Annotated in this window: 22 protein-coding genes; all 22 read left to right on the top strand. The window is 51.2% G+C overall.

Annotation, left to right across the window (positions count from 1 at the left end; translation table 11 throughout):
* The first annotated feature begins 123 nt into the window (after nt 1-123).
* The 22 genes from FYJ84_RS02570 (at nt 124) to FYJ84_RS02680 (ending at nt 26,514) form a co-directional block, all read left to right on the top strand.
* Nucleotides 124-2,919, top strand: a complete 2,796-nt coding sequence (locus FYJ84_RS02570; protein WP_154405818.1) for a DNA methyltransferase — start codon at nt 124-126, stop codon at nt 2,917-2,919.
* A gap of 1,492 nt (nt 2,920-4,411) precedes the next feature.
* Entirely contained in the window at nt 4,412-5,632 is a 1,221-nt protein-coding gene (sucC, locus tag FYJ84_RS02580; RefSeq protein ID WP_277008785.1) for an ADP-forming succinate--CoA ligase subunit beta, read from the top strand.
* A 20-nt stretch (nt 5,633-5,652) separates the two neighbouring features.
* On the top strand, nt 5,653-6,558 hold the full coding sequence (sucD, locus tag FYJ84_RS02585) for a succinate--CoA ligase subunit alpha (RefSeq protein WP_154405824.1): 906 nt from the start codon (nt 5,653-5,655) through the stop codon (nt 6,556-6,558).
* A 203-nt stretch (nt 6,559-6,761) separates the two neighbouring features.
* Nucleotides 6,762-7,781 carry a rod shape-determining protein gene (mreB, locus tag FYJ84_RS02590; RefSeq protein ID WP_154405912.1) on the top strand — a complete coding sequence of 340 codons (1,020 nt, stop codon included), beginning with the start codon at nt 6,762-6,764 and terminating at the stop codon, nt 7,779-7,781.
* Between the two features lie 45 nt (nt 7,782-7,826).
* Nucleotides 7,827-8,633 (top strand): flagellar basal-body rod protein FlgF, encoded by an 807-nt coding sequence (gene flgF / locus FYJ84_RS02595; RefSeq protein ID WP_154405826.1) that lies wholly within the window; start codon nt 7,827-7,829, stop codon nt 8,631-8,633.
* Between the two features lie 87 nt (nt 8,634-8,720).
* A complete protein-coding gene (gene flgG / locus FYJ84_RS02600; RefSeq protein WP_154405828.1) occupies nt 8,721-9,515 on the top strand; it encodes a flagellar basal-body rod protein FlgG in 795 nt (264 codons plus the stop codon).
* Between the two features lie 4 nt (nt 9,516-9,519).
* On the top strand, nt 9,520-10,320 hold the full coding sequence (gene flgA / locus FYJ84_RS02605; protein WP_154405830.1) for a flagellar basal body P-ring formation chaperone FlgA: 801 nt from the start codon (nt 9,520-9,522) through the stop codon (nt 10,318-10,320).
* 90 nt (nt 10,321-10,410) lie between these two features.
* Entirely contained in the window at nt 10,411-11,031 is a 621-nt protein-coding gene (locus FYJ84_RS02610; RefSeq protein ID WP_154405832.1) for a flagellar basal body L-ring protein FlgH, read from the top strand.
* A 16-nt stretch (nt 11,032-11,047) separates the two neighbouring features.
* Nucleotides 11,048-12,166, top strand: a complete 1,119-nt coding sequence (locus tag FYJ84_RS02615) for a flagellar basal body P-ring protein FlgI (RefSeq protein WP_154405834.1) — start codon at nt 11,048-11,050, stop codon at nt 12,164-12,166.
* Between the two features lie 23 nt (nt 12,167-12,189).
* Entirely contained in the window at nt 12,190-12,636 is a 447-nt protein-coding gene (locus FYJ84_RS02620) for a rod-binding protein (RefSeq protein WP_235901317.1), read from the top strand.
* A 77-nt stretch (nt 12,637-12,713) separates the two neighbouring features.
* Complete coding sequence (locus FYJ84_RS14870; protein WP_154405838.1) at nt 12,714-14,195, top strand: phosphodiester glycosidase family protein; 1,482 nt, start codon at nt 12,714-12,716, stop codon at nt 14,193-14,195.
* Nucleotides 14,196-14,286: 91 nt separating this feature from the next.
* The gene (locus FYJ84_RS02630; RefSeq protein ID WP_154405840.1) at nt 14,287-16,308 is read left to right on the top strand and encodes a SpoIVB peptidase S55 domain-containing protein; all 2,022 of its coding nucleotides are present in this window, start codon (nt 14,287-14,289) and stop codon (nt 16,306-16,308) included.
* Between the two features lie 160 nt (nt 16,309-16,468).
* The gene (locus FYJ84_RS02635) at nt 16,469-17,239 is read left to right on the top strand and encodes an MlaE family ABC transporter permease (RefSeq protein WP_154405842.1); all 771 of its coding nucleotides are present in this window, start codon (nt 16,469-16,471) and stop codon (nt 17,237-17,239) included.
* Nucleotides 17,240-17,264: 25 nt separating this feature from the next.
* Nucleotides 17,265-18,011, top strand: a complete 747-nt coding sequence (locus tag FYJ84_RS02640) for an ABC transporter ATP-binding protein (protein ID WP_154405844.1) — start codon at nt 17,265-17,267, stop codon at nt 18,009-18,011.
* Nucleotides 18,008-19,285 carry an MlaD family protein gene (locus FYJ84_RS02645; protein ID WP_154405846.1) on the top strand — a complete coding sequence of 426 codons (1,278 nt, stop codon included), beginning with the start codon at nt 18,008-18,010 and terminating at the stop codon, nt 19,283-19,285. Before FYJ84_RS02640 ends, FYJ84_RS02645 begins: the two co-directional genes overlap by 4 nt.
* Nucleotides 19,286-19,436: 151 nt before the next feature.
* A complete protein-coding gene (locus FYJ84_RS02650; protein ID WP_235901318.1) occupies nt 19,437-20,783 on the top strand; it encodes a TolC family protein in 1,347 nt (448 codons plus the stop codon).
* Between the two features lie 188 nt (nt 20,784-20,971).
* A complete protein-coding gene (locus tag FYJ84_RS02655) occupies nt 20,972-21,625 on the top strand; it encodes a TetR/AcrR family transcriptional regulator (protein WP_154405848.1) in 654 nt (217 codons plus the stop codon).
* Between the two features lie 78 nt (nt 21,626-21,703).
* On the top strand, nt 21,704-22,894 hold the full coding sequence (gene nirJ1, locus FYJ84_RS02660) for a putative heme d1 biosynthesis radical SAM protein NirJ1 (protein ID WP_154405850.1): 1,191 nt from the start codon (nt 21,704-21,706) through the stop codon (nt 22,892-22,894).
* Nucleotides 22,894-23,889, top strand: coding sequence for a putative heme d1 biosynthesis radical SAM protein NirJ2 (nirJ2, locus tag FYJ84_RS02665; protein WP_154405852.1), 996 nt, complete (start codon nt 22,894-22,896; stop codon nt 23,887-23,889). Before nirJ1 ends, nirJ2 begins: the two co-directional genes overlap by 1 nt.
* Nucleotides 23,890-24,109: 220 nt before the next feature.
* Nucleotides 24,110-24,910, top strand: coding sequence for an HAD family hydrolase (locus FYJ84_RS02670; protein ID WP_154405854.1), 801 nt, complete (start codon nt 24,110-24,112; stop codon nt 24,908-24,910).
* 38 nt (nt 24,911-24,948) lie between these two features.
* Nucleotides 24,949-25,800, top strand: coding sequence for a histidinol-phosphatase (locus FYJ84_RS02675; protein ID WP_154405856.1), 852 nt, complete (start codon nt 24,949-24,951; stop codon nt 25,798-25,800).
* Between the two features lie 87 nt (nt 25,801-25,887).
* Nucleotides 25,888-26,514 (top strand): hypothetical protein, encoded by a 627-nt coding sequence (locus FYJ84_RS02680; RefSeq protein ID WP_205764066.1) that lies wholly within the window; start codon nt 25,888-25,890, stop codon nt 26,512-26,514.
* Nucleotides 26,515-26,639: the final 125 nt, after the last annotated feature.

Here is a 26,639-nt window from a genome sequence, read left to right on the forward strand (position 1 = left end):
TGTTAGCGATGGGTTGCTGAAAACTGATATAGCCAGCCGATGTATAAAATGCTTGCTACTGTCTTGCTTGCTTGTTACAATGATAGCAGAAGACATTATGTGCATGTTGTGAGGGTGGTTTGAATGACGGAAAACGAGCAGAGGGAAGCGGCAAAGGCATTTGCGGAAAAATGGCAGGGCAAGGGCTATGAAAAGGGCGAAACGCAAAAATTCTGGCTGGAGCTTATCAGTACAGTCTATGGGGTAAAAGCTCCTGTAGATTATATGAATTTTGAAGTGCAGATACAGTTGTCCAACGTAAGCTTTATCGATGTGTATATCCCCTCCACCAAGGTTATCATTGAGCAGAAAAGCCTAGGAAAAGATTTGACCAAGGGCATTAAGCAGTCCGATGGCACATGGCTGACACCTATGCAGCAGATGATACGCTATGCCAATGCCATGAACTATGACGAAATGCCCCGCTGGGGTATCTCCTGCAACTTTCAGGAGTTTATGATTTTTGATTTCAACAACAAGCACAGCGAGCCGGAGCGTATCAGGCTGGCAGATTTACCTGATGAATTTCATCGCCTTGACTTTCTCGTTGCCAAGGAAAATGTCCATATACGGAAAGAAGTGGAAATATCTGTTGAGGCAGGCAAGCTGGTGGGCAGGATATACGATTATATTGCTGCCAGATACAACAGCCTGACACCGGAAGTTTTGCAAAGCCTCAACAAGCTGTGCGTGAGGCTGATATTCTGTATGTATGCCGAGGATGCAGGGATTTTCCAGCACAATCAGTTCTACAATTACATGAAGAATTTCCCTGCCAAGTTCTTCCGCACTTCCCTTGTGGAATTATTTCACGTTTTGAACACGCCAATCAGTGAACGTGATGAATATCTTGACGATGAGCTGGCTGCTTTTCCTTATGTCAATGGCGGTCTTTTTGATGGCGAGATAGAAATTCCCAAGTTTGATGAGCGTACCGTAGAGATCATACTGGAAGAAGCCTCTCTCAGCTTTAGCTGGCGCGACATCAGCCCCACTATCTTCGGGGCGGTATTTGAAAGCACCCTGTCTGCCAAAACCAGGCGCAGTGGCGGTATGCACTACACCAGCATCGAAAACATACACAAAGTTATCGATCCGCTGTTTCTGGATGACCTGGCAGAGGAATTGGAAGCCATTCTTTCTATCCCCCAGGTAAAGCAGAGGAACAGCAAATTGGCGGCCTATCAGGACAAGCTGGCAGGGCTTACCTTCTTTGATCCAGCCTGTGGCAGCGGCAACTTCCTGACGGAAACCTATATTGCCTTGCGAAGGCTGGAAAACAGAGTGATTCAGTCCATGCTGGGGGAGCAGATTGTCCTTGGTGACATAGCTAACCCAATCAAGGTGTCCATTCATCAGTTCTACGGCATTGAAATCAACGACTTTGCAGTGTCCGTAGCCAAAACAGCCCTGTGGATAGCGGAATACCAGATGATGGTGGAAACCCAGGGCATCGTCAACATGAATCTGGACTTCTTGCCCCTCAAGAGCTACTCAAATATCGTAGAGGGCAACGCCCTGCGGCTTGACTGGAACAGTGTTATATCGCCTGACAAATTGCATTATATTATGGGCAATCCGCCATTCCTTGGTTATTCCATGCAGGATAAGTCCCAAAAGGCAGATATATTATCAGTATATGTAGACGAAAAAGGGAAATCATACAAAACAGCAGGAAAAATAGATTATGTAGCTGGCTGGTATTTCAAGGCAGCAGAAATGATGCAAAACACTTTCATTCGCACAGCCTTTGTATCAACTAACAGCATCTGCCAGGGGGAGCAGGTGGCATCCGTATGGAAGCCGCTTTACGAGCGTTTTGGCATACACATTGACTTTGCCTGGCGGACATTCAAGTGGGCTAGTGAGTCATTTGAACAGGCAGCTGTTCATGTTATCATTGTAGGAACAAGTTGTAATAATTTTTCTCAGAAATTCATAATAGAAAATGAACGAAAGATTATAGCGGAGAATATCAGTCCTTATTTGTTGGATTCACCAAATATATTTATAGAAACACGGAAAAAAACATTATGTGCAGTACCTGAAATGGTTACTGGCAATAGACCGGCTGACGGCGGTCATCTTATAATAGAAGCAGAAGATTATGATTCTTTTGTAAAAAAAGAACCATCAGCGAAGCAATATATTAAAAAATTGACTGGTTCAGCGGAGTATATAAATAACAAAAAGAGGTATTGCTTGTGGCTGGTTGGTGTAAGTCCGGCAGAATTACGCAAAATGCCAGAGGTAATTAAACGCGTAGAGCTATGCCGTGAAGCACGTCTTGGCGGTGCTCCCGACAGGCAAAAGCTGGCAGATACGCCTACTTTATTTAGAGAAACTAAAAATCCTGATACGTTTATAATCATTCCAGAAGTCTCTTCTGAACAAAGAAAATACATTCCGTTAGGATTTTTAAAATCTGATGTTATCTGTACAAACTTAGCAAAAATGATACCGAATGCTTCTGTATATGATTTTGGCATTTTGACATCTAATGTTCATAATTATTGGATGCGGATAGTATGTGGTAGACTAAAAAGTGATTATAGATATTCTAACACATTGGTTTATAACAACTTTCCGTGGTGCAATCCTACAGAGGCGCAAAAGAAGAAAATAGAAAGGACTGCTAAGAGCATATTAGATGCCAGGGCACTGTACCCTGATTGCAGCCTGGCTGACTTGTATGATGATCTGACGATGCCGCCGGAGTTGAGAAAAGCCCACGTTGCCAATGACATGGCGGTAATGGAAGCCTATGGCTTTTTTATGGAGCCTACACCGGAGCATCCGTCAAAATGGTACAGCCCATCGGAAACAGTGGCAGCTTTGATGAAGATGTATCAGGAACTGACTGAAAAAAGCAACGGTTAAAAACATCAATTTATGGGCTTTCACGTAGCACTAAATGCTATCAGACTGCTACAGGAACTGCTACCAGAAGTGCTACGTCCTATAATATATATAAGATAAAGATAAATGCATAAGACGAATTATAAAAATTTTTTCTGCTCACCTGTCACAAATAGGTCAGTATAAAAATTGCTGCTGTCAAAAAATGCAGTAAAAAATTTTTTCTCACGCCAGCTTATTGCCGCCCTCAATAGCGGCAATAAGGCTGGTGCTTTTTTCTTGCAGGTTGACTTGATGAAAAAAATGCTGTAAAATGAAAACATAAAAAAAGAGCGAACCACAACGATGGCTCGCCGCTATAGGTTTTTGGTGAATGTTTAATTCGACCATACACCAGTGTGGACGACACTGATGGTCACAACATCTACGAAGAAGTCATCCAGGCACGGATGGCTTTTTTCGTGCAGTAAAACTGCTAGAAGATGTGGTCGATATGTGACTTATATCTCAATGCCGAAACATCAAAATTAGTTCGCCTGTGATTGTTAGCTTGCACAACAGCACCAAGCCCGTCACCACAACTAATGTGATTAGGGGGATGAGTGCACGAATTGCTTCAGCTAATGCCTTATCACAGGCGCTTCCCTTTTCAGGGAACACTATTATCGTACCTTAGATAACATAGCCATGCTATCACGCTCTCTGCGGTGAAAAACTGCCTGAGCAGAACCCACCGCCTTATTTATAGAGCGACCATCATTCCGTATCATTGATAACGGTATTTTCATACCGCGTCCGCCCTGCAGGCATAATCCTGCAACACTTGTATTGTATCATATTTACAATAAAAATACAATATATAGGTTCTGTAAAGTTGCTAAGTTACCTTGCAAATATCTGGCAGTTACAGGTTTCGTCAGCCACTTCGCCCCTTTATTTCAGTTTACTCGTAAAGCTGTATGCACCACTATGGTAACATATAGCAAGTGGCGTTTTATCATTTTGTTGTATCTGTTCAGACAAAGAAAGGGATGAGTGAGGACAGTACCCATAGAAAACCTTTGTTGTGCCTCGGTGCTTAACAATACGCGAGCCGTAGGCGAAGCGTGAGTTTAGCATCCGCTAGGCACAACTAGGAGCGAGAGCGTGTTTTCTATGGGTAGCTGTCCCGCTCAGCCCATTTTTATAGTCTGAACAGAGTGCACGAACCAAAAAAACTCCTCCGTTAATGTTCCCAAAGCCTCATACCTTCACGACGATAAACTGAAACATCCAAATTTGTTGTACAAATAAAATAGTACCCGAAAATACAACTAATATCCATCAAGAAAATACAAGATAAAACAGAAAAGATTGTGACGCGAAAGAATAAACACAAAAAACAAAAGAATAAATGCAATTGAAATTATGTCAATTATAATGGGAAAAAATAAACAATTGTACAAATATGAAACTTCTATGGACAGATAAAGAAAAAAGCGATAAAATATGTACATAAACATTTTGTATACAAATTAGGAGGGCAGATCGAATGAATATTCATGAGTATCAGAGTAAGCAGGTACTGAAATCTTTCGGTGTAAACGTTCCAAACGGCATTCCGGCATTTACCGTTGAGGAAGCTGTTGAGGCTGCAAAAAAGCTTGATTCCAAGGTGACTGTAGTAAAGGCACAGATCCACGCAGGCGGCCGCGGCAAGGCTGGCGGCGTAAAGATTGCCAAGTCCCTGGACGAGGTTAAGGAGTATGCAACGGAGCTCCTGGGCAAGGTGCTGGTTACCCATCAGACCGGTCCGGAGGGCAAAAAGGTTGGACGACTTCTCATTGAGGAAGGCTCCAACATCGCCAAGGAGTATTATCTGAGCTTTGTAAATGACCGCAATACTGCAAAGATCGTGATGATTGGCTCCGAGGAAGGTGGCATGGAGATCGAGAAGGTTGCTGCCGAAAACCCTGAGAAGATTATCAAGGAGTACATTGATATTTCTGTCGGCCTGCTGCCATTCCAGGCAACCCGCATGGCTTACAAGATGAATTTCAAGCCTGAGGTTATCCGCAAGGCTACCGCTACCATGATGAAGCTGTACGAAGCCTTCATCGGCAAGGATTGCAGCCAGGTTGAGATCAACCCTCTGGTTGTAACTGCCGAGGACGATGTGATCTGCCTGGATGCCAAGCTGAACTTTGATGACAGCGGCCTGTTCCGTCATCCTGACATCGTTGAGCTCCGGGACAAGACCGAGGAGGACCCGAAGGAGCTGTGGGCTGCTGAGGAAGGCCTGAACTATGTAAATCTGGGCGGCGATGTGGCATGTATGGTAAACGGTGCCGGCCTTGCCATGGCTACTGTTGATATTCTGAAGTACTATGGCGGCAATCCTGCCAACTTCCTGGATGTAGGCGGCAGCTCCACTCCTGAGAAGATTGCCACCGCATTTGAGATTATGCTGGACGGCGGCCAGGCAAAGGGTATTTTCGTAAATATCTTCGGCGGCATCAACCGTTGCGATGTCATTGCCGAGGGCATCCAGAAGGCTGCTCAGATTATTGCTGAGAAGACCGGCAGTGATGGTATTCCTGTTCCTGTAGTAGTTCGTCTTGAGGGCACCAAGGTAGAAGAAGGCCGCAAGATTCTCACTGACAACCCTGTAAAGAACGTAATCATGGCTCCGACCATGGAGGGTGGTGCAGAGAAGATCGTTGCCCTTGTTAAAGAGGCAGAGAAGAACGCTTAAGGATAAGGAGGATTGCAAAAATGAGTATTATTTTAAATAAAGATACAAAAGTTATCGTACAGGGTATTACCGGCAAGACTGCAATGTTCCACACCAAGCAGATGCTGGAATACGGTACCAAGATTGTTGCCGGTGTAACTCCGGGCAAGGCTGGCCAGGTAGTAGAGGGCGTGCCTGTATTCAACACCGTACAGGATGCTGTTGAGGCTACCGGCGCTACCGCTTCCGTAGTATTCGTACCGCCTCGCTTCGCTGCTGACTCCATCATGGAGGGCGTTGAGGCAGGCCTGGATCTGGTAGTCTGCATCACCGAGCATGTGCCTGTTGAGGATATGATCAAGGTTCGTGCTTACATGGCTGGCAAGAAGACCCGCCTGATCGGCCCTAACTGCCCTGGTATCCTGACCGTAGACGAGGCAAAGCTGGGCATTATCCCTGGCTACATCTACAAGAAGGGCCATGTAGGCGTTATTTCCCGCTCCGGCACCCTGACCTATGAGGCTTCCTTCCAGCTGTCCCAGGCAGGCCTTGGCCAGACCACTGCTGTAGGTATCGGCGGCGACCCTGTAAAGGGTACTGACTTCATCGATGCACTGAAGCTCTTTAAGGATGATGATGATACCCTGGCTCTCATCATGATCGGTGAGATCGGCGGTACTGCCGAGGAAGATGCTGCCAAGTGGATTGCTGAGAACATGCCAAATAAGCCTGTTGTAGGCTTCATTGCAGGTACTCAGGCGCCTCCGGGCAAGCGCATGGGCCATGCCGGTGCTATTATTGCAGGCGGCAAGGGCACTGCTGCTGACAAGATCAAGGCTCTGAATGCTGTAGGCATTCCGGTGGCTGAGAACGTAGCCCAGATTGGCGAGACCATGGTTAAGCTCCTGAAGGAGAAGGGCATTTATGACAAGTGCCATACCTGCTGATTTGTATAACAAATAGTATATTGTGCGTAAATTTTTGGGGTGCTGCTGCGGCGGCATCCCAATTTTTATCGGGCAAATTTATGAGGCCGCTTTCCTAAAAAAAGAGAGAAATTGCTTATTGTCTTTTATGTGATTTTGTTATATATTTATTTAGGAACAATTAGCGTTTATCTTGTTTAATTTTAGGAAGGATGTTGAAGACATTGTTTGGCATGTCTATGGATATAGGTGTAGATTTAGGTACAGCAAATGTATTGATTTATATAAAGGGCAAGGGTATCGTGCTGAAGGAGCCGTCCGTGGTGGCAATTGACAGGGATACCAATAATATTCTGGCAGTTGGTGAGGAAGCACGGCAGATGATTGGGCGTACTCCCGGCAACATTGTGGCAATCCGTCCCATGCGGGATGGCGTAATAGCGGATTTTGATATTACGGAGACCATGCTGCGCCATTTTATCGAGAAGGTGACAGGCCACAGCTTCATGATCCGGCCGCGGATTATGGTGTGCATCCCTTCCTGCATTACCATGGTGGAGCAGCGTGCCATTCAGGAAGCAGCAGAGCAGGCCGGGGCGCGCAAGACATATCTCATTGAGGAGCCGCTGGCGGCAGCTATGGGGGCAGGCCTGGATATTTCCGAGCCTTATGGCTCCATGGTGGTTGATATTGGCGGCGGCACTACCGATATTGCTGTCATCAGCCTGGGTGGCATTGTGCTCAGCGACAGCCTGAGGATTGCCGGTGACAAGTTTGATGATGCCATCATTGACTATGTCAAGAAGGAATTCAACCTGATGATTGGCGAGCGCACTGCCGAGAACATCAAGATGGAGGTCGGTGCGGCATTTGCAGATGCCCGCAGGGGCAAGATGAATATCCGCGGCAGGGATTTGCTGACGGGGCTGCCGAAGAATATCGAGGTCACTACGGAGCAGATCAGCGAAGCCCTGAATCCGTCCGTTGCCCAGATTGTGGACAGGGTGAAGAATGTGCTGGAGAAATGTCCGCCGGAGCTGGCCTCCGACATCATGGACCACGGCATCATCCTGACAGGGGGCGGAGCCATGCTGTACGGGCTGGATGAGCTCATCCGCAGGGAGACGCAGATTTCCACCAGCCTGGCTGAGGACCCGTTGAGCTGTGTGGCTCTGGGTACCGGCAGGGCTCTGGAGAATATTGACAAGCTGGAAACCAAGAATTCTATTTCCTTCTGGAAATAGGATTTTGCTGATAATATACCGCAACAAAAAGGGGGATGGAATACTATGTGGCGTGGACTATATACGGCTGCTACAGGTATGATAACTGAGACCAAGCGTACAGATACGATTGCCAATAACTTGGCAAATGCCAATACTACCGGGTTCAAGCGGGATGATGCGGTGACCTCTGATTTTGAGCCGATGCTGATACGGCGCATCAACGACCAGAGCGGGCCGAAGGATGTCACTGAGTTCAAGGGGTTCTCCCTGGGCAGGAAGGCACCTGTGGTAGGCGAGCTGGGGCTTGGCTCCCAGGTGGCGGCTATTGCCACGGACCATGCCCAGGGCTCCTTGCAGACTACCGGCAACCAGCTGGATTTTGCCGTGCAGGGTGAGGGCTATTTCAGGATTGCCACCCCCCGGGGCGAGCGTTATACCCGTGATGGCAATTTTTATCGGGACAGCAGAAGCCGCCTGGTTACGGTAAATGGCAATGATGTGCTGGATGACAGGGGGAGGCCGATTACTATTCCGGAGGAAACGGCAAATTTCCTGGTTTCGCCGGAGGGCACCATCTCTGCCAATGGCGTGCAGGTGGCAAGGCTGGGACTGGTTTCCTTTCCGGGAGGCGATGCCGTAATGGCAAAGGAGGGCAGCAGCCTTTACCGGGTAGATGATCCGGCACAGCGGCCGCGGCAGGCTACCGGCTCTGTCCAGCAGGGGGCGTTGGAGCGTTCCAATACGGAGGTAGTGTCGGAGATGGTTAACCTCATAGCCAACTACCGTGCTTATGAGGCCAGCTCCAAGGCTGTTACTACCCAGGATTCCATGCTGGATAAATCCGTCAACGAGGTAGGCAGGAATAGCTAAGCAATAGTTAAGCAGAATTGCTGAAATGACGATATTTATGTTGTGATGACTTGTATTTTTATGTTTTAGAAAAAGGGGATAATAGATATGATGCGTTCCTTATGGTCTGCTGCTTCCGGCATGAAGGGCCAGCAGAAGCAGATGGATGTAGTTTCTCATAACCTTGCCAATGTAAATACCTATGGTGCCAAGGCACAGCGGGCTGAGTTCCAGGATCTTCTGTATCAGACCTTGCGTGAGGGCGGTGCTGAGAGCGGCGATGGCATTATGTATCCGACGCCGATGCAGATCGGTCTCGGTACGCGCCTGAGTGCTACCAACAGGATTTTTACCCAGGGCAACCTGCAGACTACTGACAACCCTACTGACCTGGCTATTCAGGGGGAGGGCTTTTTCCAGATTGAGCTGCCGGATGGAACTGCTGCTTATACCCGGGATGGCTCCTTCAAGATTGACGGTGACGGCAACCTGGTTACCAGCGATGGCTACAGGCTGGTGCCAAACATTACCTTTGCTGCCAATACGAAGCATGACAGCATTACTGTGGGCCAGAATGGCGCGGTAAGCGTGATTCAGGGCGGTGATACGCAGCCGGCGCAGGTTGGCCAGATCAATCTGGTAAGATTTTTGAATCCGTCAGGTTTAACCTCTATCGGTCAGAACCTTTTCCTGGAGTCGGCAGCTTCCGGCGGACCGCAGGAGGGCGCTCCGGGAACTGACGGCATGGGCAATATTGTGCAGTCCTGCCTGGAGATGTCCAGCATTCAGATTGTGGATGAGATGGTAAATATGATTGTTTCCCAGAGAGCTTATGAGTCCAACTCCAAGGCTATCACCACCTCTGACAGCATGCTGGAGATTGCCAACGGCCTGAAGCGTTAATGCTATGGGCAGGCCGGGCAGTTTTTTCGGTGTGGTATGCCTGCTGGGGGCGCTGCTCCTGCTTTTGCCTGCTGTGAGCCGGGATAAGGCGGTGCCTGGCTGGCTGGCTGCCGGGCAGGCGGAGGCGGCTGTGACGGTAACGCCTACCCCGCAGCTGCCGCAGGTGATTGTGCGTGAGAATTTCATTCAGCAGGCAGTAAAATGTATTGATGAGACATTGGCGGCCAGCGGTGAGACAAAGCGATATACCGTGGTACCTGTCAATGTTCCGGCAGGGCTCAGGCTGCCCTGGGGGGAGATTACCTATCGGACATATGCGCCTAACGGTATCCGCAAGAGCCTGAATTCGGCTATCTCCGTTGAGGTGCTGGTTAATGGCGAGCATTATGCCACCATGAAGTGCATCATGAAGGTGCGCTTTTTTGGCAAGGTGGTGACCTCTGCCCGCCGTATTCAGCATGAGGTGCCTTTGCAGGCGGCGGATTTGCGCATAGAGGAGCGTGAAGACAAGGGCGGAGCCTATGCAACCTATACGGATCCCCAGGAGCTGATAGGCAAGGTTTTATTCTCCAATGTGAGCGAGGGCACTGTTCTGCACAGCGGCCTGGTGCGTGAGCCTATTTTGATTCGCCCTTATGCGGTGGTGAATATCTGCACTGTTTTCAATGGTGTGGATATCAAGGTTCCCGGCACGGCCCTGGAAACAGGCCGCAGGGGAGCATATATTTCTGTCAAGAATGATTCCTCCGGCCGCAAGGTCAGGGCGAAGGTGATTGATGAAAACAATGTCATGGTGGTGCAGTAAGCTGAGTGAGCTGCCTGCCGTACAGTATATCGGTGCTGTCCTGCCGTAGTAGCGGCAGGGGGCAGCGGTGCGTCATCAGAGGTGATACAGATGAAAAGAAAGTTTTTTTCCGGGAAGAAAATAGGTGTAAAAGCCTGGGGCTGCCTTATTTTGGCGGCCTTGCTTGCGGTTTCCCAGGCAGGGCTTGTGCCAGGAAATGCCAGTGCTGAAAGCCTCTGGGGGCGGCACAGTATTTTTGCTGACCGCAAGGCCTCCCAGGTGGGGGATATCCTGACCATTGTGATCAATGAGTCCTCTAATACATCCCAGTCCCTTTCCAATTCCAATTCCAAGGAAGGCAAGAATACCCTGGCGGCCGGTACGGGCGTGTTCAGCTTTTTGGCGGCGGCAACTGCCTCCGGCTCTGACAGCTTCAAGGCCAATGGCAGTGCCAACAATACCAATTCTGCCAGCGGCAACGTGACTGTTACCGTGGTGGAGGTCAGGGACAATGGCAATATGGTGGTGGAGGGCACCCAGTCCATCTGGAACAATAAGAACGAGCATAAGATCACGGTGCGCGGCGTGGTGCGCCCGGATGATATTTCCTATAACAACACTATCCTGTCCAACAAGGTAGCGGATGCTACCCTGAGATTTGATGGCAAGGGCCCATTGAATGCAAAGCAGCGTCAGGGTATTTTGACACAGATTTTCAATATTTTGTTCTAAAGCTAAGGAGAATTATATGAAAAAGCTATTTCGCATAATTAGCCTGATAACCTGCCTGTGCCTGCTGGCATCGGGCAGTGCTTTGGCAGCTGGCTACTCCTCAGCCCGGCTGAAGGATGTTGCCAAGGTGCAGGGCGTCCGTGCCAACCAGCTGATGGGCTATGGGCTGGTGGTGGGGCTTAATGGTACTGGTGACTCCGACAAGATGAAGCAGACTATTCAGTCCATCGGCAACATGATGAAGGACTTTGGCGTGGTGATTGATACCAGCGGCCTGAAGCCCAAGAATGTGGCTGCCGTTATCGTGACGGCTACCCTGCCGCCTTTTGTGCGTGAGGGTGATACTATTGATATTACGGTGTCCTCCATGGGGGATGCCAAGAGCATTCAGGGGGGAACCCTTTTGCAGACGCCTCTGAAGGCAGGCAACGGCAACATCTATGCTGTTGCCATGGGGGCGGTGTCCACCGGCGGCTTTACGGCCGGCAGGGGCAGCAACAATGCCCAGAAGAATTTCCCCACTGTGGGAACTACTCCGAATGGTGCCATCGTAGAGCGTTCTGTTGAGGATGATACCCTGGCACCTAACGGGGTGCTGTCCTGGTCCTTGAACAAGGCGGACTTTACCACTGCCAGCAGGATTGCCCAGGCCATCAATTCCCAGTATGGCGGCATTGCCAAGGCTGCCAACCCGGGGCGTGTGGATGTGACTGTACCGGCGTATTATCGAAACAACCTGGTGGGCTTTGTGTCAAGCCTGGAGGAGCTGACGGTAACCCCTGACAACCTGGCCAAGGTGGTGGTCAACGAGCGTACCGGCACCATTGTTATGGGCGGCGATGTTTCCGTTGATACCATTGCCATTACCCAGGGCGGCATTACGGTGAAGATTGGCAAGGATTATGATGTGATTCAGCCACCGCCATTCTCCCACGGCAACACGGTTATCCTGCCGGATGAGAATGTAGATGTACAGGAGCAGACGGCAAGCTCCATTGTGCTGCCTGCTACTTCAAACATCAATGATATTGTAGGGGCACTGAACTCTGTGGGGGCTACTCCGAGGGATATTATTTCCATTTTGCAGGCTATCAAGGCGTCCGGTGCGCTGCATGCTGATCTGGAGCTGATTTAAGCTGGTGCCGAGGGGGATTTATGATGCAGATTGACAATATTGGGACAAATTCCATACTGGCGCAGCAGCAGGCACAGAATTTGCAGGGCAGCAAGGATGTGGACAAGGCAAAGAGCTTTGCTGATGAGCTGCAGGCGGCTCAGAAGAATACTCTGGATGACCCTGCGTATCAAAAGAAGCTGAAGGATGCCTGCAAGGGCTTTGAATCCATGTTCATTCAGCTGATGTGGAAGGAAATGCGCAAGACCGTGCCGGAAAATTCCCTGTTTGGGGAGTCTAACGGCGAGAAGATATTCCGGGATATGCTGGATACGGAGATGTCCGACCGCATGTCTGAGGCAGGGGGCCTGGGGCTGGCTGATGTGATGTACAAGCAGCTGACAGCCCAGTATCAGGCGCGCAAGGATATGGCTGCCAGGGCAAAGGCTTCACTGGCAGCCAAGGGCAGGCAGGTTGACCTGCCGGGCTGAAAATAGCAAAGGGTTGATACTTGAGGCTATCCTTGAGGTAGCCTCTTTTGTTTTTTGGTAAACTTGGAGGTCTTAGAGTGAAGAAATTTTGGGCGATAATCATGGCAGCGCTGCTGGTGCTGGGGCAGGCTGAGGTGATAGAGGCGGCAGCCGGGGCAAAACCGGCTATAACCAATGCTGTGGCCGGGGCAAAGCCAGCGGCAGGCAATGGGGCAAATGCGGCACAGCAGCTGGCGGCAGGGCCGAGGCTGACCAATATCCGCTATGGTGATGGTGCCGAGAGGCTGAGGATTGTGCTGGATGTCAGCAGCCTGCCGGAGTATCTTGTCAGCAGGGAAAACAATAATACCCGGCTGGTGGTCACTCTGAACGGCATTTCTACAGCCCTGAAGGCGGCTCCTGCCACCAGGAGCAGCGTGCTGAAGGATATTATCCTGGGCACATATGGTAGCGATACTGTGCAGCTGATTGTGGATATGAAGGCGCCTTTGGATACGAAGGTATACAAGCTGGCCAATCCTGACAGGCTGGTCATCGACATTCAGAAGGAATACGAAAAGGAATTTACCAGGAATATTGCCCAGGGGCTGGCTTATACAAAATATGTGCGGCTGGACAGCAGGGGCATGGTGACTGCCTACAGCCTGGAAATCGACAGGAGCAGGTTTGATATAGGGCTGGCACTGGCAGGGGGAAGCATTTCTGCCGGGCGGGCCTCGGTGAAGAAGATTGCCCAGGCGAATAATGGGGTGGCGGCAATTAATGGCGGTTATTTTGGCCTGGATGGCATGCTGATAGGCAATACCCGCATTGATGGTCAGACAGCAGGCACCACATACTATACACGCACCTCCCTGGGCTTCATGCCGGATGGAACCTTGAAGCTGGCTCCTTCTGAGTATTATGGTGAGGTAAATGTCAATGGCAAGAAGGTTTTCCTGTCCGGTGTCAACTGCGAGCGGGGAGCCAATACCACGATTTTGTACAACGGCCTCTTTGGCAGCTATACGAAAACAAATGAGTATGGTACAGAATACATTATCAAGGATGGCAAGGTAATCGGCGTTAATCAGGGGAACAGCTTCATTCCTGCCGGAGGACAGGTGATTTCCGTTCATGGCACGGCACAGGAGGCTTTTGCCGGTGTCAAGGCAGGAGATAAGGTAACCATCGGCGAGAGCTTCGGCAAGGAGCTGGATGCCGCTCAAAATATTATCGGGGCAGGGCCGGAGCTCCTGCGTGATGGCAGGGTGAACGTCACTGCGGCACAGGAGCAGTTCCCCAATGATATTGCCAGGGGGCGTGCACCCCGGACGGCTGTGGGCATCAAGGCTGACGGCAAGGTTATCCTGCTGGTAGTGGACGGCAGGCAGAGCCACAGCATTGGTGCGACTCTGGCGGAGACAGCCCAGCTGCTGCAAAAATTCGGGGCAGTAAACGGCTTTAACCTGGATGGCGGCGGCTCCAGCGAGATGGTTTTGCAGGGGCAGATCATGAACAGCCCTTCTGATGGCGGTGAACGGGCAGTGGGCAGTGCCATTGTGGTGACAGGCAGGTAAAATATTTGCTTGCTATTAATTTTTTTTTAGCTATAATTAATATATTGGCTTAATTGGTGCCAGTGATTATGTTGATTATGAGGTGAATTTTTTGCATAGATTATTTGGTAAAATGAAGAAGCGCCTGCTGGCAGCCTGCCTGTCCGCGTCACTGCTGCTGGGGAGCACTGCCATGGCGGCATTGCCTGAGATTATCAGCTTGCAGGATGTAAAGCCGGGCATGTGGGGGACAGGCTATACCGTGGTTGACAGCAGCGGTGAAATCCGCCCCTTTGATGTAGAAGTGGTGGGAATCCTGGGGGATAACAGCAAGATGTCCGCCAAGAGAATCCTGGTCAATCTGTATGGTGATTTGATTGAGGAAACAGGCGGGGCCATTTCCGGCATGAGCGGCAGCCCCATTTATTTTGGCGGCAGGCTGGCAGGGGCACTGTCCGCAGGCTACAAGGATATGTATCCTACCCAGCGCATCATGCTGACTCCTATCGAGGATATGCTGAAAATATGGCAGTATCCTGATACCCTGAACAGGACGAAGTTTCCCCAGCTGGATTTGCGGAAGCTGAAGGCGGAGAGGGAGAAATTCCAGGCGGCAGAAGCGAAGAAGGAAGCGGACGGTAAGGCTGCCTCTGATGAGCACGAGGATGCTTCTGTGGCTGTCCCTGATGAGCACGAGGCTGATCCTGTTGCGGATACAGAGGTTGCTGAGGTACAGGATGCTGCTGCGGAGGCAGAGAAAGATGCTGCGGAGGCAGAGAAAGATGCTGCGGCGGATGTTTTGGCAGATACAGAGGAAAAGAATACTTATTTTGCCTCCGGCTTTGGCAGCAAGGGCATGAAGCTTTTGCAGGAGGGCATGGGCAGGCTGGGGATGAAGCTTGACTATGATAATGTGTGGGATGCCGGTGCCTCCGTAATGCAGGCAAGGCCTGATGCGGTGCTGGAGCCGGGCTCCCCGGTGGGTGTTGCCCTGTCCGTAGGTGATTTTTCCTTCGGTGCCATGGGAACTGTCACAGCAGTGGATGACAAAAAAATACTTGCCTTCGGCCATCCCTATACCCATAGGGGCAACGTAAACTACTTCATGACGGATGCCCAGGTCATCAGCACCATCCATGGTCCTACCAACGGCATGAAGCTGGGCAATGTGAACGGCATCATCGGCCGCATCAACCAGGACAGGCAGGATGGCATCGGGGGCATCCTGGGGCAGATGCCTCAGACGGTGCCGGTTATCGTCACCGTCCATGACAGGGATACCGGCAGAAGCGTGACGTACAATTCCATGCTGGCCTACGACGAGGAGGTTGTATCTGTGCTGGCACCTGTGGTGGTGTACAGCTCCATCAGCAATACTCTCGACCGTCAGGATGGCTCTACGGCTTCCTTGAAGTTCTCCCTGCGCAGCAATTATGGCGAGAAGGGCCTGATTGAGCGCAGGAATATGTTTTATGATGCAGAGGATGTGGCGAAGGTTTCCATCGGGGAGCTGAACGACATTCTCGGCGTTATCCTGGGCAACAAGGAAAAGGAGCCTGACCTGCTTGACCTGAAGGTGGATGTGACCGTGGAGCGTGGCAGGAAGACTGCTACCCTGATTTCTGCCGTGCCTAGCAAAAAGGATGTGCTGCCGGGGGAGAAAATCACCTTTGACACCACTATCCAGCCATATCGTGGCGAGAAAATCAAGGTGACAGTGCCATATACCGTGCCGAAGGCTCAGGCACCTGGCAATCTGGCCCTGGATGTGCATGGGGGCGGACTGGTGAATGTAGCAAAAATCCTGCTGGCACAGCAGGCAGCTATTGATGCCGGGGTCAATATGGATGAGGAGCCGCCTGTCAGCATTCAGCTGCAGGATATGCTGGCCAGCAACTGCAACAATGAAATCATCATCGAGTCCACTGTGGTGGTGCCGAAGAATGATGATGAGCTGAAGGAAAGCATCAAGAAGGCCAAGAAGCAGGCGGAGCAGCTGGCAAAGCAGGAAAGCAATAATGCAGGGCGCAACAATAATGCACTGCAGGAACCGGCTCCCGTAAACAAGGCTGCAACGGAGTACATTATTGAAAATATCATTCATACCAATGTGAATGTGCTGGAAATGAAATAAGGAAGTGAAAGCTGCGCAGGTTTCAGTTAATTTTCACTAACTACTATTATCATGTAGTATGGGAATTTTATTGGCTGTTCTGTGCAGTTTTTTCTTTACTTGGCAATTTAGACTTGCTAAAATAGGAGACGGATTAATATTTTATGGAGGGTGACTGGTTATGTTCACTCGCTTTCTCGAATACATAGGAACCAAGGTGCTGGATGCCCTGTACTTTGTGGGGGATGTGATGCTGCTCTTTGTGGGGGCGATACGGCAGATGCCCAAGAAGCTGCGCCCGAGGCACATCATGCATCAGATGTCCCATCTGGGGGTGGATACCCTGCCCATCGTTTCCCTGACGCTGTTGTTCACCGGCATGGTGATGACCTTGCAGATGGCAGGGGAGATGATCAAGTTCGGTGCTGAGTCTACAGTAGGCGGCATCGTGGCTATTGCGGTAGGCCGGGAGCTGGGCCCCGTGCTGGTGGGCGTGGTGGCGGCAGGCCGCACAGGCTCTGCCATGACGGCGGAAATCAGCACCATGAAGGTTACGGAGCAGATTGATGCCCTGCGGGTGATGGCAACTAATCCCCTGGGGTATCTGGTGGTGCCGCGGATGATAGCCTGCATGATTATGGTGCCCCTTTTAACCGTGTACGGCAATCTGATTGGCGTGCTGGGGGGCTGGGTGGTTGCCTTGAAGTATTTTGGCATCAGCAGCTATGTGTATTGGCACTCCATTGAGCAGTTTGCCGATGGGGCGGATTTTTATGCCGGGCTGATCAAGGCCATGGTCTTCGGGCTGGTTATTGCCACAGTGGGCTGCTACTACGGTATGCGTGCCCCTGCCGGTGCAGAGGGTGTCGGCACGGCAACTACCCGGTCGGTGGTGGCTTCCATCGTGGTTATATTTATGCTGAATGTTATCCTTTCCTGGATGCTTTACTGATGTGGGATGTAGGTGGAGGGATGATATGATAAAAATCAGGGATGTGTGCAAGAGCTTTGGCAGCCATGAGGCGCTGAAGCACATCAATCTTGATATAGTTGAGGGGGAAACCCTGGCGATTATTGGCGGCTCCGGCTCCGGCAAGAGCACGCTTTTGCGGCTTTTGATCGGGCTGGACAGGCCTACCAGCGGCGAGATTTACATCATGGGCAATCCCATTGCCGGCATGAGCGAGAAGCGGCTGGATGAGCTGCGCATGAACATGGGCATGGTCTTTCAGTATTCTGCTCTCTTTGATTCCATGACCGTGGGTGAGAATGTGGCTTTCGGGCTCCGGGAGCATACGGATTACCCTGAGGAAAAAATCAGGGCGATTGTGGCTGAGAAGCTGGAGCAGGTGGGGCTGCCGGGCATCGAGGCCTCCATGCCGGGGGAGCTGTCCGGCGGCATGAAGAAGCGTGTGGGGCTGGCACGGGCTATTGCCTTCAACCCGAAGATTATTTTTTATGATGAGCCAAGCTCGGGACTGGACCCTATTATGACAGCCAGGATTGATGAGCTGATTATTGATACCCAGAAAAAGCAGAAGGCAACCTCCGTGGTGGTTACCCACGACATGGCAAGTGCCTGCACCATCGCAGACCGCATTGCTATGATTTATGAGGGGGAGCTGATTGCCGTGGAGACGGTGGAAAATTTTCAAAAGCTTGAAGACCCGCGGGTACAGAGCTTTTTGCAACGGATGCATGTAGGAAGGGAGGCACGCAAATGAAGACAGAAGTGAAGGTAGGTGCCTTTACCCTGCTGGGGGTGATGCTGCTGGTGGGCATTATGGCTCTTTTGAGCGGCATAAGGCCCGGCAGTGACAAGGGCTACAATCTGAGCATCGGTTTTCCCCAGGCTATCGGCCTGACCTCCGGCAACGATGTGTGCTATGCAGGAGTGAGGATTGGCAAGGTAAGCAGTGTGGAGCCATCCGGCCTTGGGGTGGTGGCTGATGTAGTCATAGAGGACAGCGTAAAGATTCCGAAGAAGTCCAGCGTGATTGTCACCTCCAACGGTGTCATGGGGGGCAAGTTCATCAACATAACCCCTGCCCAGGATGCTGACATGGAGGACTGCTACGCACCGGGGGATTTTCTCTACGGCTTGCAGGAAGCCACCATGGATGACATGATGGCAAACCTGAATACAGCGGTGCTGAAGGTGCAGACATTGCTGGATTCCATGAACGATGTGCTGGGAGACAAGGAAACTCAGGCGGCATTGAAAGAGGTTTCCATGAACATGCGGAACATCACCGCCAACATTGACAGGCTGACAGGCACCCTGGCGGAGATGGCAGCCAGCAATCAGGGAGATGTGCGCCAGATGGCACAGAACCTGAACCGCATGACTGGCAGCCTGATGCGGGCGGCAGACAGCCTGGAAGTGCTGGTCTCTACCTTCAACGGCAACGGGGAGACCGGGGCTAATCTGAAGGAAGCCATCGCCAACCTGTCCGCTACCAGCAAGCGCATCGACAACATGGCATCCGCCCTGGAGGGGGTAGTGACCGACCCTCAGGTGGCAGAAGACCTGAAGGCAACCCTGCATAGTGTCCGGGGTGTCAGCGAGCGTGCCGACAAGATGATGGGCAAGGTTTCCTCTATCGAGACAGAGGGGAGCCTCGAGACCATGTACAGCGGCAAGGAAGACCGCTGGCAGACCGGCATCAGCATGGATGTCCGCCCTGATGACAGCAGCTTTTTGCGGCTGGGGCTCAATGATATAGGGGAGGATAACAACGTCAACTTTCAGGGGGGCATGTCACGGGGGATTTTTGGTGCCAGGGCAGGCGTGATTGACAGCAAGGCAGGTGTCGGCATCGATATCGGCAGCAAAAAGCTGAATTTGTCTGTAGATGGCTATGACCCCAATCATTTTCGCCTGAAATCCAGGCTGCAATACGAGATTGCCAAGGATACATATCTTTTTACCCAGGTGAATGATATTAACAAGGCGGATAAGCGTGCCACCTATTTCGGCCTGCGGCGAAGCTTTTGATAAAGGCAGTTTCAGGTAGTTCAGATATTTCAGATATTTTTCAGATGCCATAATTTATTATTATTGATGTTATTTATATATTTTTTCGTGCATATTGCCTGCGATGATGGGTTGCTGGCAAGGTGTTAAAGGTTTTAGGGAGGAATTTGTTTTGAAAGGCAATAATACTTTTAGGAAGCTCAGCGGTCTGGTACTGGCAGGCATGATGTCCATGTCGGTGGCCAGCGCGGAGACCATGGATCTGACTTTGGAGGACAGCGTAAGGCTGGCTCTTGATAACAACTACAGCATCAAGGAGCAGGAGGCTGACTATGACAGTGCCGTGTGGGCAAGGCATCAGGCAAGGCGCACGGCAGGGCCGAAGCTGAACTGGGAAAGCAAGGCCACCAAGCTGGGCGGTAATTGGTATGATAACAATAACCTTGACAGGGCTTTTGGCAACGGCCTTACTCTGACCTTCCCTGTGTATACTGGCGGACAGCTGGAGGGCGCAATCAAGGCAGCTGACCTGGGCATGAATGCTTCCGAGCTGGGGCTGGAGCTGGCCAAGCAGAAGGTGAAGGCCGGTACTATGGCAGCATACTACAAGGCATTGCAGGCACAGAACCAGATCAAGGTGGCAGAGGATTCTGTGAATACCCTCACCGAGCATCTGAAAAACGTAAATGCCCAGTTTGCCGTGGGCACTGTGGCAAAGTCTGATGTGCTGGGAACCCAGGTACAGCTGGCCAATGCTGAGCAGAATTTGATTACTGCCAATAATAGCTATGATGTGGCGATTGCTTCCCTGAATAACATCATGGGCGTGCCTACCGGCACGGAGCTGAACCTGACGGACAGCCTGGCATATACTGCTTATGAGATTCCTTTGGAGGAATGCACAGAGTATGCCATGGTGAACCGCCCTGACGTGCTGATAGCCGATTACAAGGTGGCTATTGCCCGGGCAGAGGTGGAGCAGGCAAAGGCAGGCTATCGCCCAAGCGTAAGCCTGGCGGCTACCAAGAACTGGCAGGGAGAGAATCTGTTCGGTTCCGATGAGGATGATACCCGTTATGCTCAGAGCAACAACTGGACGGCAGGCGTAGTGCTCTCCTGGGATATCTGGGACAATCAGGTAACGGAGTCAAAGGTAAGGCAGAACAAGGCCGCTGTGGTAAAGGCGGAGGCCGTGGCTGCTGATACCCGCCAGACTGGTGATTTGGAGGTGCGTACTGCCTATCTGAACCTGAAGGCTGCGGAAAAGAGCATCAATACCACCAAGGTAGCCGTAGAGAAGGCACAGGAGGACTACAAGATTGCCCAGGTGCGTTACTCTGCCGGTGTAGGCACCAACCTGGATGTAATGGATGCCGAGGAAAAGCTGACTCAGGCTCAGACCAACTACTACACTGCCCTGTACAACTACAATTCCAGCAAGGCAGACCTGGATCGTGCTATGGGCATCATGGTGGATCTGGACATCAAGAAGCTGGCCCTGGAAGATGCAGCAAAATAAAGGCCAAGCATTGAGATAAATATGAAGATGAGCCTCCTTGTGAGGCTTGGGGACAGGTTTCGGCAATTTGCCGGAGCCTGTTTTTGGTTTGAATTGCTGCTAACTGTTATAAAAATGAATGTAATTCATTTTTTGCTTTCCTATTTGGTGAGATTCATATATAATAAAAAGATATGGAGGTGTTTTTTATGGCTGAAGCGATGGGCAGGCGGGAGCAGAAGAAGCTGATGGCACGAAGCAGGATTCTGGAGGCGGCGGTGGCGCAGTTTGCCAGCTGCGGCTTTCAGGCGGCTTCGGTGGCGGATATTATGAAGGCAGCCGATATGGGACTGGGAACCTTTTATAATTATTTTGCTTCCAAGGAGGAGCTGCTGCACTGCCTTTTGGACGGCCTGGCGGTGCAGCTTCAGCAGCATTTGCAGGAGCTGCAGGAACAGAGGAAAGGCCATGCAGAGATATTGCGTGAAATGGTCATGCTGACGGCACGGCTGGTGGGACAGAATCGGTATGTGCTGCCCCTGTTCCTCAGTGCCGGGGAAAAGGCAGGGGGCAGGGAGCTGGCCGCAGGTGTGGCAGGACAGGCATCACAGGCGGATGCGTCCGAGGCGTGCCCGATGGCTGCCGGTCATGCCCACGGGCCTGCCTTTATGGGGATGTTTTTGCAGCTGGTGCAGTCTGGCCAGCAGGGGGGCGAGTTCCGGGATGATGTGTCGGCAGAGATTATCACGGAGATGTTCCACTCCCTTTTTCAGGCGGCGGCTTTTAGCAGCCTGCCCCTCAGCTTTGAGGAAAATATCAATATGAAGCTGAAGCTGATTATTGACGGCATATGCGCGAAGTAAGCAATCTGTCAGGCTGAATCGTGGAATATCTTATAATTGTGTATAAATTAATTGATTATATAAGGTGAGAGTAAATTTATGATAAGTGTAACTAAGCTTTTATTTGCCAGGGAGTATTATGGTGATTCCCTGCGCTATACAAAATCCGCCCACGCCATGCGGAATGGGGCCGGTGAGGGCATGGGGCCGGTGGTGGTGTGGAATTCCACCAAGACCTGCAACCTGAAATGCCGTCATTGCTACATGAGCTCTGACAGCAAGAAATACCAGGATGAGCTGACCACGGCGGAGGCCAAGGCTTTTATTGATGACCTGGCGGATTTTCATGTGCCGGTGCTGCTGTTTTCCGGCGGCGAGCCGCTGATTCGCCCTGATTTCTTTGAGCTGGCGGAGTATGCCCAGCAGAAAGGGGTGCGCCCTACCCTGTCCACCAACGGCACCTTGATTACCCGTGAGGTGGCTGCCCGTATCAAGGAGATTGGCGTAGGTTATGTGGGGATTTCCCTGGACGGCCTGCAGGATGTTAATGACAAGTTCCGGGGCGTAGAGGGGGCCTTCGAGAAGGCCATGGCAGGCATTCAGAACTGCGTGGCTGTGGGACAGCGTGTAGGACTGCGGTTTACCATCAATCACCACAATATTCAGGAGCTGGACAATATCTTTGATTTTATCGAGCGTGAGAATATCAACCGCGTCTGCTTCTATCATCTGGTGTACTCCGGCAGGGGCAGTGCCATGCAGGACCAGGATGTGACGGCAGAGGAATCCCGGCGTGCCATGGATACCATTATCCGCCGGACGAAGGATTTTGAGGACAGGGGACTGGAAAAGGAAATCCTGACGGTGGACAATCACTGTGACGGCGTGTACATGTATCTGAAGGCTGTGGCAGAGGGCAATGAGGCTCAGGCGGAGCAGATAAGGAAGTATATCGCCATGAACGGAGGCAACCGCTCCGGCATTGCCTTCGGTGAGGTGGATCCTTTCGGCTATGTGCATCCTGACCAGTTTACCCAGCATCACACCTTTGGGAACGTCCGGGAGAGGAAATTCAGTGAGATTTGGCAGGATACATCCCATCCGATTATGGCTGGGCTGAAGGACAGGAAGCCTCTTTTGAAGGGGCGCTGCGCTAAATGCAGCTTTATTGATAACTGCAACGGCAATTTCCGCACCCGGGCGGAAGCAGTGACTGGGGATTTCTGGGAGTCAGACCCGTCCTGCTATCTGACGGATGAGGAAATCGGCATAAAGGGAGGCAGCAACTGATGATTGTTTCTTGGAATACCACTAACGCCTGCAATATGTACTGCGACCACTGCTACCGGGATGCAGGCTGCAAGGCGGAGGAAGAATTGTCCACGGCGGAGGCAAAGACGCTTTTGGAGCAGATTGCCAGGGCAGGCTTCAAGATTATGATTTTTTCCGGCGGCGAGCCTCTTATGCGGCCGGATATTGTGGAGCTGGTGGCCTATGCTGCCAGCCTGGGGCTGCGGCCTGTCTTCGGCACCAACGGCACCTTGATTACCCTGGAGATGGCACAGAAGCTGAAGGCTGCCGGGGCCATGGGCATGGGGATTTCCCTTGACTCTATGGACAGGGAGAAGCACAACAAGTTCCGCAAATTCCCGGGGGCCTGGGAAGGGGCGGTGCAGGGCATGCGCAACTGCCGGGCGGCAGGACTGCCTTTTCAGATTCATACCACGGTGATGGAGTGGAACAATCACGAGCTGGAGGATTTGACGGATTTTGCCGTGGCAGAGGGGGCGGTGGCACATCACTTCTTCTTTTTGGTGCCTACAGGCAGGGCGAAGACTATTGAGGCGGAATCTCTCCGGGCGGAGGCTTATGAGGACACTTTGATGCGGATTATGAAGAAGCAGCAGGAGGTGGAGATTGAGCTGAAGCCTACCTGTGCACCGCAGTTTTTGCGGATTGCTGCCCAGATGGGCTTGAAAACCCGCTTCCGCAGAGGTTGTCTGGCAGGAACGGCTTATTGTATAATTAGCCCAAGGGGCAAGGTGCAGCCTTGTGCTTATCTCAATATGGAGCTGGGGGATGTGCGCCAGACGCCTTTTGATGAGATATGGAAGAACAGTGAGGTGCTGAATAAGCTGCGCACCTTGGAGTATTCCGGGGGCTGCGGCAGCTGTGAGTATAAGAGGGCCTGCGGCGGCTGCCGTGCCCGGGCGGCATATTATCATGAGGGGGATTATATGGCAGAGGAGCCGTGGTGCTTGTATCATGGAAGAAAAGGACAATGACCATGACATAATCCGCGCTCTGCATATGAATGTACTCACGAAAACACGCTCTCGCTCATCATTGTGCCTCGCGTTACTAACATTCATCTATCGCCTTCGGCTCTGATGAATGAAGTAACGAGGCACAATAAAGGTTTTCTTTGAGTACATTTCATATGCAGAGTTTAGTTCGTGGTATACTATACGTTATTTGTTTTTTACGATTGATAGGGGTGTTTGCATGATTAAGGTGATTTTTTCGGATATGGATGGTACGCTGCTGGATGAGAACAGCCAGCTGCCGGCGGAGTTTGATGAGGTGATGGCGGAGCTGAAGAAGCGGGGGGTTATTTTTGCGCCGACCAGCGGCCGCCAGTATTTTGCCCTGCTGCATCAGATGGGCAAGTACATAGATGATTTTCTCTTTCTAGCGGAAAACGGTGCTTTTTCCTGCTATCGGGGGGAGGAAATGTTTTCCAGCGTGATTGACAAGCAGGAATACATGAAGGTGCTGAACAAGGCACTGTCCCTGGGGAATGTCTATCCTGTGGTCAGCGGCAAGAAAAAGGGCTATGTGCTGCGGCACTGGGAGCAGTATTTCGGGGAGCTGGACAAGTATTATACCCAGGCTGAGTATGTGGACAGCTTTGAGGATATTGATGATGATTTTATCAAGCTGGCTATTGCGGACAATGCCGAGGAGGACTCCGTAAAGAATATATGGGAGCCTATGTCGGAGGTGGACACTTATCTCCATCGCACCCTAAGCAGCAATGTGTGGGTGGATTATCTCAACCCTGAGGCCAACAAGGGATGGGCGGTCCGCAAGGTGCAGGAGAAGTTTGGCTTCAAGCCGGAGGAATGTGCTGCCTTTGGCGACTACATGAACGACTATGAGATGATGCAGGAAGTTTACTACGGCTACGCTATGGAAAATGCCCATCCTGACCTGAAGAAGGTGGCAAGGTTCCAGTGCAGGAGCAATAAAGAGCATGGCGTTATGGAGCAGATCAAGGAATTTATCCGCCAGGGCCTGATTTAAGCCGTCAAATGTTATGATTAAGAGAAGAAGGTTTGGGAATGAAATACGATTATCACATGCATTTTGAGTATGGTGACTACGATGTGGAGTGGGTAAAGGGCTTCTTTGAGGCGGCTGCTGCCAGGGGGCTGGATGAAATTGGCATCTCCGAGCATACTCATACCTTTCCTGAGTTTGAGCAGCTTTATTATGATGATCTGATTCTGGATGGCTCCTTTGTGGGCAGCTTTCAGCAGAAGTGGCTGAAAAAGAATAAATTCAAGCACACCCTGGATGATTATTTCGCTTTTATGGAAAAGCTGAGAAGCCTTGGCTACAAGGTGAAGACAGGCATCGAGGTGTGCAATTTCCAGAATCAGGCCAAGGTCAGGGAAATCCTCGAAAAATATGATTTTGACTATGTAATAGGCTCCATTCACTTTATCCGGGGCTGGGCCTATGACTCGGTGGAAATCAAGGATGAGTGGCAGCGCCATTCCCTGCGGGATATTTACGAGTGGTACACCCAGGAGATAGAGCATCTCTGTGCCGGGGGGCTGTACGATGTGCTGGGGCATCCTTTTAACCTGCGATTGTACAAGTTTTTGCCGGATTTTGATGTGACGCCGTATCTGGTCAGGGCGGCAGAGGCCTTGAAAAAGGCAGGCATGGGCATTGATGTGAACACGGGGACGTTCTACCGCTATCCTATTGCGGAGATTTCGCCGTATCCTGATTTTATGAGGATTGCGGCGGAGTATGGGCTGCCGATTATCACTTCCTCGGACTCCCACAAGCCGGAGGATTGTGGGAGCTATATTGATGATGCCATTGAGTATGTGAAGGTTTTCGGCTATACCGAGGGTATGATATTTGACCAGCGCAGGAGAATGATGGTGCCTTTGGGCTGATTTTGCCGTGTCCGGGGCTATTGCATGGGCTGTGTGGCGTGTATGGGGAGTATGGCAGGATGGACTGATAGGAAAGGCGGAATGGATATGAAGCTGGATTTTTCGGGCTTGCCTGGCTTTGAGCAGGCGGCTGGCTGGATGAACGATGTGCTGAAGGGGGATGCAGGCAGCTATTCCCTGATTTTGGACTGGGCTTATAAGATGGCTGCTAATGCGGATTTGCCGGGACTGGACAGTGCAGATGAGCTGGCAAGGGAATATCTTGCCAAGAGCGGCACTTTGGCAGAGCGGACTGACAAGCTCATCAAGGACTATCAGTTCAAGACCGGGCTGATGGGGGCGGCTACCGGCGTGGGGGGCATGATGACGCTGCCTATCAATCTGGTCAGCAGCACCCTTTTGCAGATGCGCATGGCGGCGGCTATTGCCCTGATGGGTGGCTGGCGGCTGGAGGATGAAAAGGTGAAGAAGGCACTGATTCTCTGTGCCCTGGGTTCCAAGGTAATGAACAAGCTGACTGCTACGGTGCTGGAAAAGGCTATGCAGAAGGCGGCCGTGAAGCTTACAGGCAAGGTGCTGGGCAAGAGCCTGCCGCTGATGGGGGCGGTTCTGAGCGGTGCCATTGATGCTACTGCTACCAAGACTATCGGCAAGGCGGCCAAGCAGTGGTTTATTACTGATGTGCCTGAGGTGCTGAACGTAACTGTGGAGTAAATTTCAGTTTATCGTAGTGCCGGTACGAGACTTTTGGAACATTAACGGATAAGTTTTGTTAGTTTGTGCACTCTGTTCAGATTAAAATGGGCTGAGCGGGACAGCTACCCATAGAAAACACGCTC

This window comes from Anaerovibrio slackiae (assembly GCF_009695585.1).
GTDB classification, from domain to species: Bacteria; Bacillota; Negativicutes; order Selenomonadales; family Selenomonadaceae; genus Anaerovibrio; species Anaerovibrio slackiae.

Coding starts and splice junctions, on each gene's coding strand:
- FYJ84_RS02570 (WP_154405818.1), top strand. CDS start 124: ATGACGGAAAACGAGCAGAGGGAAGCGGCAAAGGCATTTGCGGAAAAA.
- sucD (WP_154405824.1), top strand. CDS start 5,653: ATGAGTATTATTTTAAATAAAGATACAAAAGTTATCGTACAGGGTATT.
- flgF (WP_154405826.1), top strand. CDS start 7,827: ATGTGGCGTGGACTATATACGGCTGCTACAGGTATGATAACTGAGACC.
- flgG (WP_154405828.1), top strand. CDS start 8,721: ATGATGCGTTCCTTATGGTCTGCTGCTTCCGGCATGAAGGGCCAGCAG.
- flgA (WP_154405830.1), top strand. CDS start 9,520: ATGGGCAGGCCGGGCAGTTTTTTCGGTGTGGTATGCCTGCTGGGGGCG.
- FYJ84_RS02610 (WP_154405832.1), top strand. CDS start 10,411: ATGAAAAGAAAGTTTTTTTCCGGGAAGAAAATAGGTGTAAAAGCCTGG.
- FYJ84_RS02615 (WP_154405834.1), top strand. CDS start 11,048: ATGAAAAAGCTATTTCGCATAATTAGCCTGATAACCTGCCTGTGCCTG.
- FYJ84_RS02620 (WP_235901317.1), top strand. CDS start 12,190: ATGCAGATTGACAATATTGGGACAAATTCCATACTGGCGCAGCAGCAG.
- FYJ84_RS02635 (WP_154405842.1), top strand. CDS start 16,469: ATGTTCACTCGCTTTCTCGAATACATAGGAACCAAGGTGCTGGATGCC.
- FYJ84_RS02640 (WP_154405844.1), top strand. CDS start 17,265: ATGATAAAAATCAGGGATGTGTGCAAGAGCTTTGGCAGCCATGAGGCG.
- FYJ84_RS02645 (WP_154405846.1), top strand. CDS start 18,008: ATGAAGACAGAAGTGAAGGTAGGTGCCTTTACCCTGCTGGGGGTGATG.
- FYJ84_RS02655 (WP_154405848.1), top strand. CDS start 20,972: ATGGCTGAAGCGATGGGCAGGCGGGAGCAGAAGAAGCTGATGGCACGA.
- nirJ1 (WP_154405850.1), top strand. CDS start 21,704: ATGATAAGTGTAACTAAGCTTTTATTTGCCAGGGAGTATTATGGTGAT.
- nirJ2 (WP_154405852.1), top strand. CDS start 22,894: ATGATTGTTTCTTGGAATACCACTAACGCCTGCAATATGTACTGCGAC.
- FYJ84_RS02670 (WP_154405854.1), top strand. CDS start 24,110: ATGATTAAGGTGATTTTTTCGGATATGGATGGTACGCTGCTGGATGAG.
- FYJ84_RS02675 (WP_154405856.1), top strand. CDS start 24,949: ATGAAATACGATTATCACATGCATTTTGAGTATGGTGACTACGATGTG.
- FYJ84_RS02680 (WP_205764066.1), top strand. CDS start 25,888: ATGAAGCTGGATTTTTCGGGCTTGCCTGGCTTTGAGCAGGCGGCTGGC.